Annotated in this window: 10 protein-coding genes; 2 read left to right on the plus strand and 8 right to left on the minus strand. The window is 66.1% G+C overall.

The window, feature by feature from the left end; all coding sequences use genetic code 11:
- Window positions 1-110: 110 nt before the first annotated feature.
- Window positions 111-2,534: a TonB-dependent receptor plug domain-containing protein gene (locus NX775_RS17465; RefSeq protein ID WP_258837138.1), complete on the minus strand. Its 2,424-nt coding sequence runs from the start codon at window positions 2,532-2,534 to the stop codon at window positions 111-113.
- Between the two features lie 419 nt (window positions 2,535-2,953).
- Between NX775_RS17465 and NX775_RS17470 the strand changes: the two genes are divergently transcribed.
- Window positions 2,954-3,151: a hypothetical protein gene (locus NX775_RS17470; protein WP_258837139.1), complete on the plus strand. Its 198-nt coding sequence runs from the start codon at window positions 2,954-2,956 to the stop codon at window positions 3,149-3,151.
- Window position 3,152: 1 nt separating this feature from the next.
- Window positions 3,153-3,653, plus strand: coding sequence for a hypothetical protein (locus tag NX775_RS17475; protein WP_258837140.1), 501 nt, complete (start codon window positions 3,153-3,155; stop codon window positions 3,651-3,653).
- Here the strand turns inward: NX775_RS17475 and NX775_RS17480 are convergent.
- The 7 genes from NX775_RS17480 to NX775_RS17510 are packed head-to-tail and all read right to left on the minus strand — an operon-like array spanning window position 3,622 to window position 11,761.
- Window positions 3,622-4,404, minus strand: coding sequence for a spermine/spermidine synthase domain-containing protein (locus NX775_RS17480; RefSeq protein ID WP_258837141.1), 783 nt, complete (start codon window positions 4,402-4,404; stop codon window positions 3,622-3,624). The genes NX775_RS17475 and NX775_RS17480 overlap by 32 nt on opposite strands.
- A gap of 55 nt (window positions 4,405-4,459) precedes the next feature.
- The gene (locus tag NX775_RS17485) at window positions 4,460-5,809 is read right to left on the minus strand and encodes a sensor histidine kinase (protein WP_258837142.1); all 1,350 of its coding nucleotides are present in this window, start codon (window positions 5,807-5,809) and stop codon (window positions 4,460-4,462) included.
- Window positions 5,806-7,149: a sigma-54-dependent transcriptional regulator gene (locus NX775_RS17490; protein ID WP_258837143.1), complete on the minus strand. Its 1,344-nt coding sequence runs from the start codon at window positions 7,147-7,149 to the stop codon at window positions 5,806-5,808. The genes NX775_RS17485 and NX775_RS17490 overlap by 4 nt, the downstream gene beginning before the upstream one ends.
- A gap of 29 nt (window positions 7,150-7,178) precedes the next feature.
- Window positions 7,179-8,411: an ABC transporter permease gene (locus tag NX775_RS17495; protein ID WP_258837144.1), complete on the minus strand. Its 1,233-nt coding sequence runs from the start codon at window positions 8,409-8,411 to the stop codon at window positions 7,179-7,181.
- A gap of 34 nt (window positions 8,412-8,445) precedes the next feature.
- Complete coding sequence (locus tag NX775_RS17500; RefSeq protein ID WP_258837145.1) at window positions 8,446-9,753, minus strand: ABC transporter permease; 1,308 nt, start codon at window positions 9,751-9,753, stop codon at window positions 8,446-8,448.
- A gap of 9 nt (window positions 9,754-9,762) precedes the next feature.
- The gene (locus NX775_RS17505; protein WP_258837146.1) at window positions 9,763-10,476 is read right to left on the minus strand and encodes an ABC transporter ATP-binding protein; all 714 of its coding nucleotides are present in this window, start codon (window positions 10,474-10,476) and stop codon (window positions 9,763-9,765) included.
- A gap of 16 nt (window positions 10,477-10,492) precedes the next feature.
- Window positions 10,493-11,761, minus strand: coding sequence for an efflux RND transporter periplasmic adaptor subunit (locus tag NX775_RS17510; protein WP_258837147.1), 1,269 nt, complete (start codon window positions 11,759-11,761; stop codon window positions 10,493-10,495).
- Window positions 11,762-11,795: the final 34 nt, after the last annotated feature.

Raw genomic sequence — 11,795 nt, forward strand, 5'->3', positions numbered from 1 at the left:
CCCCACTGTTCTGCAGAGGTCGTGTCCGAATGTCAGACCTGACCCCCGCTGTTTTGCAGAGGTCGTGTCCGAATGTCAGACCTGACCCCCGCTGTTGAACTATCAACCCATCAGAACGTGTAATCCGCCTTCACATACGCCGTGCGGCCGTTCATCCCGAATGGGCAGGTCTCCCAGCAATACGTGAAGCCCAGCTGCGGGAAGGGTGCTGCGCGTACCGGGTCCCATTTGGTTGGGTAGGTGTCGAACAGGTTGTTGATCCCCGCCGACAGGCTCAGGCTCTTGTTGAACGTGTAGCGGCCCGTCAGGTCGACGATCCATTTGGCTTCCCACGTCTGCACGAATGGCGCCGTGAAGCCCTGGCCCTGTACTTCGCCGAAGTAGTTCGCACGGCCCGTCACGTTCCAGGCACCGGCCGTGTAGTCGGCCGAGACCACATGGTGCTTGCGCGGCTGGCCGCGTTCGATCAGCGTCACCTGTGCATCGTCGAACAGCTGCGCGCCGGTCAGCACGGGCGATTGCGAATTGCGCGCCTTGACCTCGGTCTTGTTGAAGCCCAGCTGACCGGACAGCACCAGGGTCGAGCCCTGGCCGCGGATGGTCTGCTGTGCCACCAGGTCCAGGCCCGTGGTTGAGGTGTCGATCGCATTGGTGAAGAACTGCGCCTGGCCCACGCGCAGCGGATCGAGGATGGCGCGGATCGGGCATGCGGCAGGCGTTGCGCAGGCGCCCGACTCTGGCGAGATCGTGCTCGAGAACACGATGCGGTCGTCGATCTTCGTGCGGTACACGTCGGCGGTCAGCGAGAACGTGGTGGTTGGCCGCAGGATCACGCCGATGCTGGCGCTTTTTGACGTTTCTTCTTTCAGCGGTGCGATGCCGAAAGCGCGCGTGACGGCGCTGTCTTCGCGCGCCGTCAGCGTTTCGGTCAGCACGCCGGCCGCATTCAGGTTGGTCGAGACTGAGCTGTAGAACTTCTGCTGCACGCCCGGTGCCCGGAAGCCCGTCGATGCGCTGCCACGCAGGCCGAACGAACGGCTCGGGTCCCAGCGTGCATTGAGCTTGCCGATCGTCGTGTTGCCGAAGTCCGAATAGCGCTCGTGGCGCACTGCCGCGCCGACCGAGACATCCGGGCCGAACTTGCGCTCCAGGTCGACGTAGAAGGACGTGTTATGGCGGCCCTGGTCGACCGCCGTCGATGGCGTGTAGCCCGGGAAGCCCTGGATGCCCGATGCGGCGATGCCGCCGGTCTGGTCGCGGATGATGATGGCGGGGTTGTTGGTGCGGCCGTACTGGTACGAGACCGGGTCGCCCGCCTCGATCTCGTAATTGTCGCGGCGCCACTCGACGCCGGCGGCGACGAACAGCTCGCCGCCCATCAGGTTCACCGGGCCCTTGAAGTCGAGGTTGAACGTGGTCTGCTCAAACTTGAGCGTGCCGGTGTCAGCTTCACGCGGCGATTCGCCGTTCTCGTACCAGTAGCTGACGTTGATCGAGTTCCGTTCGTGGAACTGGAGCTGGCTGCGGCCGTGATTCACGCTCGCGTCCACTGACCAGTCCTTGCCCAGGTCGTGGCGGTAGCCGACGGCGAGCGAGGCATCCTGCACGGTGGTGACGATGTTCGGCAGGAAGCCTTCCGGGTACACCGCTGGCACGTTGCGCCCATCTTCTTTCGGGCGGAAGAAGCCGCCCGAATCGCCCTTGCGTTTCGAGGCGCCGCCGAACGCATACAGCTCGCCGCCACCCATCGGCAGGGCCGAATTCATCCACAGGTAGTAATCCTTGGCGTTGCTGTCGCCCAGGCGCTGCGTGACGCGCGGCGGATTGACGCGCGCCGTGTCCAGGCCGGCGCGGTTGGTTTCGTCGCGCTTGCGCGCTTCGACCGACAGGTTCAGGTAGCCGCCGTCGCTGCCCAGCGCGAAGCCGCGGCTGGCGCTGGCCGAGTAGGTGTCGCCATCGCCTTCGTCGGTCGTGCCGGCGCTGGCGCTGACGATGCCGTTGCCGACACCCTTCTTGAGGATGATGTTGATGACGCCCGCAATGGCGTCCGACCCGTACTGGGCGGCGGCGCCGTCGCGCAGCACTTCGATCGACTGGATCGCCGACAAGGGGATGGCGTTGATGTCGGTGCCGGCCGAGCCGCGGCCGATCGTTTGCTGCACATTGACCAGCGCCTGCTGGTGGCGGCGCTTGCCGTTGATCAGCACGAGCAGCTGGTCGGGGCCGAGGCCGCGCAGCGTGGCGGGGCGGATGATGTCGGTGCCGTCGCTGACGAAGGTCGACGTGAAGTTGAACGACGGGTCGAGGTCTTGCAGCACCTTGCCCAGTTCGAGCGTACCGGCCGACTGGATGTCTTTGGTGCTGATCAGGCCCACGGGCACGGCGGTATCGAGCGCCGTCTTGGCCTGGGTGCGCGAGCCGAGCACCACGACCTGCGACATATTGCTGTCGGCTTCCTGTGCGCTGGCTGGTGCGAGCGCCGCCAACAGGGCCGACGCCAGCAGGGCGCGTCGTGGCAGTGTTTGTTTCATCATCCTCTGTCCCCTTTTCATCGATTTTTATGTCGCCCTGTTATCAGAGCATTATTTAATCTTAGCAACGGGGTTGGGGTGCCGACGACCGAGCATGTGAAATAAGTAAGTACGAACGTGTCTCCGGAGCAAATGCGTCGTACAAATGAGACAGGTTTGCTCGTTAAACAATACTTTCATGAGCAGCGAATAATGCTTTGAGTATTAAGCACTTTTCCATAAGAAATTATGTTTGAAAAGTATTGTTTTATTGTTACGTTATTTAACAAGTTTTTCAAATGTGCGCGGCTCGCGACAAGCTACGATAGCCATTAACCATGCCAAACAGGCACGGCGGCAGGCGGTTCATTCCGCCGACTGGATTTCACCATGCCCGCGCGCCGCGCGGGCGAAATCCGCCGACCACCTCAGGCAGCCACACCATGATCCAGCGACGAACCGACGAGCGAACCGCGCTTGCCACCGAATATGCGTTATTCCTGGCCGAGACACGCGGCGTCAACGCAGGGCTGGTGTACCTCGAAAGCTGCAACGTCTCACGAGCGATCCTGCTGCGCGCCATGCAGGATCCCGCCGCCCGGCGTGTCCGGGAACGGCGCCAACGGCAACGGAACGATTAGCATGAATATCACCCAGCTTTGCAAACGCTATGGCCTCGAGCATTACGGCAGTCTCGAAAGCGCCTGGGACGCCCACAGCGCAACCGGCATCGTCCTGATGCAGCTGTGGCACGCGCCCAACCAGAAGATCAACGACCACCCACTTCCGGGCGCGCAGCTGCGCGTGCGCTGTCTCGACGCGTCGGACATCCCGGTGCCACTGGACGACGCACGGGCAGCGCGCGGGCGCAGCATCGAAGCAGTAGAGGGCGGCGCGCGCGGCTATGCCGCGATGTCGATTCCGCCAACGCAGTCGCGCGGTGCGGGCGCCTGGGCCAAGTACGCCAACCTGGAACGCGTGTTCCCCGTGCTGGCGCTCGAGCGCGAGTCATGCGGCACCGTGTTCGCGGTGCTGGGTGCGCCGGTGCCAGCGTCCGAACTGGGTGTAGCGTCGCCCGAGCCGGGGCATCGGGCGGGCACGGCGCGCCATCTCAGCCTTGATGGTCGCGCATCCATTCCTTGAGGCCGTTCACCCAGTTCTTGGCCGGCAGGTTCAGGCGCCGCTTGATCTCGCCGGCGCGCTCGTAGAGCACTGAAAAGTCCAGCTGCGGCGCGTCCCGGAACGCCACCACCACCACATTGGCATCGTGCACCTCGGGCAGCCAGACGACGGCGTCGAACACCTGTTCCATGTTCAGGAAATTCTTGTCGTAGTTGCTGAAGTCGCCGAACACATTGGCGGTCATGACGCCGCCCGGCGCCAGGCAATCCAGGCAGCCCTGGTAGAACGCTTCCGAATCGAGCACCGGGCCGCGCGCGTCCTGGTCGTACAAATCCACCTGCAGCACGTCAGCCTTGCCGTGGTTGGCCGGATCGAGCACGAAGTCCATCGCGTCCTGCTCGCGCACGTCCAGGCGCGTATCGTTCTCCGGCAGGCCGAATAGGGCGCGGCAGATCGCGATTACGTTGGGATTGAGTTCGACGGCCGTCACGCGCGCATCGGGAAAGCGGGCATACGTGAACTTGGTCAGCGCGGCGCTGCCCAGGCCAAGCTGCACGACGTGGCGCGGCGCGCTCTGGAACAGCGTCCACATCATCATCATCTGCACGTATTCAAGCTCGATCGTGTCCGGCTTGGCCAGCCGCATCGCGCCCTGTACCCACGAGGTGCCAAGGTGCAGGAAGCGCACGCCCTCGAATTCGTCGATGGTGGCAGGGGGATGGCCGGGCTGGGCGAAGCGCGGATCGATGACGGTGGGTGACTTGGCGGACATGGCACGAAGCAGTGGAGGGCAAAGCCGATGTTACCAGAGCCGCCGATGCAGGCTCTCAGGTCGCCGCCAGCGCCGGCAGGAACAGTGTCACGGCCAGGCCGCCGCCGTCGCGATTGGCCAGCAGGATGCGCCCGCCGTGCGCCTCGGCGATCTCGCGTGCGAGCGCAAGACCAAGGCCAGTGCCGGCGCGCTTGGTCGAATAGAACGGCACCAGCGCGTGGGTCAGCACCGCGTCGCTCATGCCGGTGCCGCGGTCCATCACGTCGATGCGCACCTGGTCCTGCACGCGCCGTATCTGCAACTGCACGTCGTCAGGCCGGGAGCCCGACTCGTGCGCGTTCTTTAACAGATTGAGCAGCGCCTGCTCGAGCTGCGCGGCGTCGATCCAGGCTGCATCCGGTGGCAGCTCGCCCGCGATGGTAAAGGACACCTGACCCGCCAGGCGCGTGACCACGGCTGGCCAGCTGCAGGCTTCCAGGCGGGGCGTGGGCAGCTTGGCAAAGCGCGCGTAGCCCGAGATGAAGCTCTCCAGGTGGCGCGTGCGTTCGCCAATCGTTTCCAGGATCTGCGGCAGGCGTTCGAGCTGGCCGCGCCGAACCAGTTCGGCCCCGGAGTGCGCGAGCGACGCCAGTGGCGCCAGCGAGTTGTTCAATTCGTGGCTGATCACGCGGATGACTTTTTTCCAGGTCTGGACTTCCTGGCGCCGCAGTTCGACCGTCAGGTGGCGCAGCAGCAGCAGCTCGTGACGCCGGCCATTGAGCGTGAAGGTGCTGCGCGCCAGGTGATAGACCTCTTCGGCCTCGCCTTCGCCAGCGGTAAACAGGCCATCGACGCCGCGCGCCAGCGCGTCGCGCAGGGCTGCCGAGGCGCCATCGAGCACCGCCCGCAGGCTGTGGCCTTCGAGCTTGCGCCCCTGCGCCAGCAACTGGCGCGCGGCGATGTTGGCGAACACGATGGCGCCGCCGGGCGTCGTCGAATCGGCCACCAGCAGCATCGCCACCGGCGTGTTCTGCACCATCGAGTCGAGCAGCAGTTCGCGCTGCACCAGCCCCAGGCGCTGCTCGCGCAGCACGTTGCCCAGGTTGTTGTGGGCGGCAATCAGGTCGCGCAGTTCATCGTTGTATGGCCAGTGCAGGCTGCACGAAAAGTCGCCGTCACGGTAGCTGTCGACGGTGCCTTCGAGTGCCCGAAACAGCGACAGCACGGGCTGCAGCTGCGCGCGCAGCGTGATGACGGCCAGTGGCACCAGCCCAAGCAGGCAGATGGTCAGCACCAGCAGCGGCCGGGCGGGCAGCAGGTGATCCAGCAGCAGCGCAGCGATTACCGCGAGCGCGAGCAGGGTGCCCACCAGCGCCGACAGCCGCGTGACCAGCGAAAACCTGGGCTGGTGCGCGCTGCCCGTCATGGCCGCGCGATGCCCAGCCGCTCCATGCGGCGGTACAGCGCCTGGCGCGACAGGCCAAGGTCGGCCGCCGCCTGCGCCACCACGCCGCCCGCACGCGACAGGGCCGCCACGAGCGCGGCGCGGTCCGGCTCCGCTTCCTGGCCTGATACCGGTGCCGGCGTGCTCGCTGCCGGCAGTCCCAGGTCGGCCACCATGACGGTATCGCCATGGGACAGCAGGCTGGCGCGCGCCATCACGTTTTTCAGTTCGCGCACATTGCCGGGCCACGGGTAGGCCATCAGCGCCGCTTCGCTGGCCGGGTGCAGTGCCTTGCCGGCGGCCAGGAACGAACGGGCCAGCGGCAGGATGTCGCCCGGGCGCGCGCCCAGCGGCGGCAGGCGCAGCTCGATCACGTTCAGGCGGTAGAACAGGTCTTCGCGAAAGGTGCCGGCGCGGATCATCGCGCCCAGGTCAGCGTTGGTGGCGCTGATCACGCGCACGCGCACCTGGCGCTCGCGGTTCGAGCCCAGGCGCTCGAAGCGGCCCGTTTCCAGCACCCGCAGCAGTTTCATCTGGCCAGCCAGCGGCAGGTTGCCGATTTCGTCGAGGAACAGCGTGCCGCCATTGGCCGCCTCGAACTTGCCTTCGCGCGCTTTCGATGCGCCCGTGTAGGCGCCGGCGTCGGCGCCGAACAACTCGGCCTCGATCAGTTCGGACGGCAGGGCGCCGCAATTGAGCACCACGAACGGGCCGTCAGCCACCTGCGAATTGGCCTTGATGATGTCGGCGATGCGCTCCTTGCCAGCGCCATTCGGGCCGGTAATCAGCACCGGCACGTCGGCGCGCGCGACCTGGCAAGCCAGGTGCAGCACGCGTTCGGTGGCCGGGTCTTGCCAGACCAGGCCGCGCAGATCGAAGTTCTGCTCGAGCGCCAGCCGCGCCTTGCGTTCGTGCTGCAGGCGGCTGCGCAGCGCGCGGTTGGCTTGCCCCAGTTCGATCAGGTTGCTGACGCTGGCCAGCAGGCGCTCGTCGTTCCACGGCTTGGGCAGGTAGTCGGCGGCGCCGGCCTTGACCAGGTCGACCGCCGCGTCCAGATGCGTCCACGCAGTGAGCAGGATTACCGGCAGGTCGGGGTGGCGCGCGCGGATCGCGCGAAACAGCGCCACGCCTTCTTCGCCTGATGTGGTGTCGGCCGTGAAGTTCATGTCCTGGATGACCAGGTCGATTGGTTCCCGCGCCAGCAAGTCCAGGCCTTCTGCGGGCGAGAGTGCGCGCAGCGTAGCGATGTCGTGCAGCGAAAACAGCACGTCGAGCGCCATGGCGACGGCGGCGTTGTCGTCAATGATAAGAACGGTGGGCATGGCCGCCAGCATAGCACCCGCGCGCCCCCTCACAGGCTGCGGGTGGCCAGCGCCGGCGAGATGCGCGCTGCGCGCCAGGCCGGGCCATACGCCGCCAGGATGCCGATCACCCAGAACATCAGCGCGCCGCCGATCAGGTAGGCCACCGGCAGGCGCGCCATGTCGAGCTTCGTCACCAGGAGCTGATTCAGGCCCACGCCCAGCAGCACACCACCAGCCACGCCGACGCTCGTGATCACCACGTTCTCGACGATGAAGTAGCGCAGGATGTCGATCTTGCGCGCGCCAAGGGCACGCCGCACGCCGATCTGCTTGCGGCGCTGGGTTACCCACAGGCTGGCCATGCCGACGATGCCGCTGCAGGTGACCAGGAGCAGCAGCACGCTCACCGTCACCAGCATCCACGACAACGCAAGGTCGGCGCGGTAGCGGTTCTTGCGGTCTTCCTGGGTCGTCTTGATGCGCAGGATCATTGGGGTGGCCGACGATGCGCGCAGCGCCTGCTCGGCGGCCTGCATCACGCGGTCGCGCTGCCCCGGTTCGCTGCGCATCGCATACATCGCGCCCCCACTGCCATAATGCCGTGCGGGCATGATCATCGAAAATTCGCCACGCTCGCCTACCTCGGCGTGGGCGCTCGCCAGGCGCTCGACCACGCCGATCACCCGGGCGCTTGGCGTGCTGTCGCCGGTACCGAAGTACAGGGACTTGCCCACCGCCGATGCGCCGGGCCACAGCTTGCTGGCCAGGGCGCGCGTCACGATCATCTGCGTTGGCTCCCCGGCGTTGGTCGTTTCGTTCACATCCAGGATGTCCTGGCTGGAAAAATCGCGCCCTTCGACCAGTTGCAGGCCCAGAGCCCTGACCAGCGAGTCGCCCGTGAAATAGGTCGATGCGTAGGCGCTTTCGCGCGCCTGGCGCGGATCGGCCGCGATGCTGGACGTGCCGCCGCTGTTCGACATCGGCATCTGCGACACCTGCGCCACCGCCGCCATGCCCGGCACCGCGTGCAGCACCTGGAGCTCGCGCCTGATCGAGGCGAGCATCTGTTCCGGCGTGTCCTGGTTCAGATGACGCAGCGAAAAATAGAAGGTCGCGGCTTCGTCCTGCAGCCCCGATGGCCGCGCCGCCACGGCGCGCCGCTCATTGACGATGTGCAGGGCGTTGGCCAGGATCGCCAGGCTCAGGGCGACCTGCATGGCCACCAGAATGGGGCCGGTCTTGTTGCGCATGAGCGCCGACAGGATGGGGCGGATTTCCATGGTCAGTCTCCCGTGATGGTGTGGTGAACGGCGTTCATTGCGATTTGAGCTGGATGGCAGGCGTGACCTGGCACGCGCGCCAGGTCGGCAGCAGGCCCGCGATCACTGCAGCCGCAATCGACAGCACGAAGGTCAGGGCCAGCATTTGCCAGTCCATGCGCGCCACGGCGGCCATGTCCTTGCTCTGCATGCCGATCAGGGCCAGCGCGCCGACGGCCAGCCCCAGTCCCAGCACGCCGCCGGCCAGGCCCACCACGCCCGTCTCGATCAGGAACTGGCGGAATATGTCGCGCTTCGACGCACCCAGGGCGCGGCGCACGCCCACTTCGGCGGCGCGTACCGAGAACTTCGCCAGCAGCAGGCCGACCGTGTTGACCAGGCACAGGGCCAAAAAGCCGAAGGCGAGCCAGGCCGACAAGCGGGTGTCGTTGCCGACCACTTTTTGCTTTTCCATCCATGCCATGACGTCGTACAGTTCGACCGGCGCCGGGCGCGGCAGGCGGCCCAGCTTGCGCTGCTCGCTGGCGTAATTCTCGAGCGCGCCCTGCAGGTCGGCGCGATCGGCGCCGGAGCGGGTCTCGAACCACAGCTGGATCCAGGTGCACTCCGAGGCCAGCAGGCTGGCATAGCCCGGATCGCGGACCTGGCTGCAATTGACGCTGCCGTAAGGCTGCAGTTCCTTGCGCACGGCGGTGGCCAGCGGGATCATGAATTCTTCCCCTGTGGCCGGGCCGCTTCCGATCAGCTTGTAGTAGCGCGGCATCGGGTTCCAGTCGCCCAGTACCCCCACCACGGTGAACGGTTCGCCGCCTATGCGCAGGCGCTGGCCCACCGGGTTGGCCTCGCCGAACATTTTTTCGGCCACGGTGCGGTTCAGGATCACCACATTGGCGCCGCGCGCTTCGTCTTCTTCACTCCACGGCTGGCCGTACCGGAACGGCACGTCGAACATCGCGAAGAATGTACGTGTCGGCGCCAGGCCATACGCCTGGAACGGGGCGCTGCCGGCGCGTGGCGGCTCGACCGGCATACCAGTGGCGAACATGGCCACACCACGTTCGGCAGGCGCGATGCGCAGCAAATTCATCGCGTCCTGGTACGTTGACTGCATATCGATCGGCTCCGATCCAGGGACGTAACCGTTGCGCGCGCCGTTGTCGATGAACGGCACGAACAGGCGCTCGCTCTTGGCCGGAATCGGGTCGCCCGACATCACGTGCAGGATGGTCAGCGTGGACACGCTGGCCGCCACGCCGATCGCCAGCGTCAGCACCATCAGCACGGTGAGATACGGATTGCGGCGCAGGCTGCGCACGCCAAGCATCAGGTAATAGCCGAGCATCGCCGCTCCTTATGCCGTGACGTCGGTATGGGCCTGGTGCAGCGACGGGGCGCGCCGCACCAGATCCGACACCTGGCCATCGATGATGTGCACGTTGCGGTGGGTGCGCACGGCCAGTTCCGGGTCATGGGTCACCATCAAAATGGTGGTGCCGGCCGCATTGATTTCTTCGAGCAGTTCCATCACGCCGCGCGCCATCTGCGTATCGAGATTGCCGGTCGGTTCATCGGCCAGCAGCAGTTTCGGACTGCCGGCCAGTGCGCGCGCGATCGCCACGCGCTGCTGCTGGCCGCCCGAGAGTTCGGCCGGGTAGTGCTTCATGCGCGAGGCCAGGCCCACCTTGCCGAGGGCGTCCTCGATACGCTCCTTGCGCTCGCGCGCATTGAAGCCGCGGTAGCGCAGCGGCACGTCGACGTTGTCGAACAGGTTCAGGTCGGGGATCAGGTTGAATCCCTGAAAGATGAAGCCGAGCTTTTCGTTGCGCAGGCGCGAGCGCGCTGCGTCGTCCAGGCCCTTGACGTTCACGCCGTCGAGAATGAATTCGCCTGACGTGAAGTCTTCGAGCAGGCCGGCGATGTTCAGGAAGCTCGTCTTGCCCGAACCGGAGGGGCCGGTCACGGTGACGAATTCGCCCTGGCTGACGTGGATCGCGAAGCCGCGCAGCGCGTGCGTCTCGATCATGTGGGTGCGGTACACCTTGCTCAGGTTGGTCATGCGCAGCATAGTCTGGCTCCGTGGTTCATTGATTGATTGAGACGCGTGCGGCATTGTCGAAGGCATCGGTGCCCGACACCACCACCTTGTCGCCGGCTTTCAGGCCGTCGATGATTTCAACGGCCGAGATACTGGTGGCGCCGATCCGGATCGGCGTGCGCACGGCGACGCCGTCGTGCATTACATAGGCATGGCGCCCACCCTCGTTCTCGACAAACGGGCCGCGCTGCACCATCAGCACGTCCGGTTTTTCCTCGATCAGCAGGCGCGCGCTGACGCGCTGGCTCTGGCGCAGGCCAGTCGGCTGCGCGCCATCGAAGCGCACCCGCGCCAGTACCTGGTTCTTGACCACCTCGGGCGACAGCGCCGACAGCGTGCCGGTGGCGCGCCCCGACGGCAGGGTAATCTCGGCGCGCATGCCCAGGCCCATGTCGCCGGCGTAGGTTTCGGGCACTTCCAGTTCGACTTCCAGCCGCGACAGATCCACCAGCGTCATCAAGGGCGCGTTGGCCGCGACCACCATCCGGTGCTGTACATTGAGCGTGCCGATGAAGCCATCGACCGGCGCGCGCACGGTCAGTTCGTCGACGCGGCGCTGGGCATTGGCCATCGACAGGCGCTGGCGTTCCAGTTCATTGGTCTTGGTCTTGATCGCCAGTTCGACGTCGTCCCCTTCGAGCGCGGCGGCCTGCCTGGCGTGGCGGGCGCGGATGCCGGCCGAATTGACCGCATCCCTGGCCTTCTGGTAGTCGATCTTGGCGATGATGCCGATCTGGCCAACGCTGTCGTAGCGCTCCAGCGTGCGCTGGGCCGACAGGCGGTCGATCTCGGCGGTGTCGGCTTCGCGCTGGGCCAGCAGCTTCTGCTTGCGCGACAGGATGTGCTGGCGCGCGACTTCGGCCTTGAGCTGCTCCCAGGTCGACACTTCACGTTTCAGGGCATCGGTCAGGTCGGGCGATTCGAGCAGCGCCAGCACGTCGCCCTTCTTGACCGTGTCGCCGGCGGCGACCTTCAGGTTGACGGTAGCCGGCGCGGTCGCATACAGGGTAGGGCTGACGGCGGCCACGACGCGGCCATTGACGGCGGCGTCGCGCACCAGCGTGCCGCGCGCCACCTCGGCGATGCGGATGCGGCTGGCCGAGACACTATGTTCGCTGTTGTTCCAGGCGGCGTACAGCGTGGCGCTGACGGCGACAAGCGCAGCGGCCGCGCCGATCATCAAGGCGCGGCGCTTGAATCGTTGCGCCGGGGGCGGCGTCAGGGTGGTGTCCTGCCGGGATGGCTCGGGGATCATGGTGGTCCAGTAACGACGGTGTGATGGTCGTTAT

Source organism: Massilia aurea, assembly GCF_024753205.1.
In the GTDB taxonomy this organism is placed as follows: domain Bacteria; phylum Pseudomonadota; class Gammaproteobacteria; order Burkholderiales; family Burkholderiaceae_D; genus Telluria; species Telluria aurea.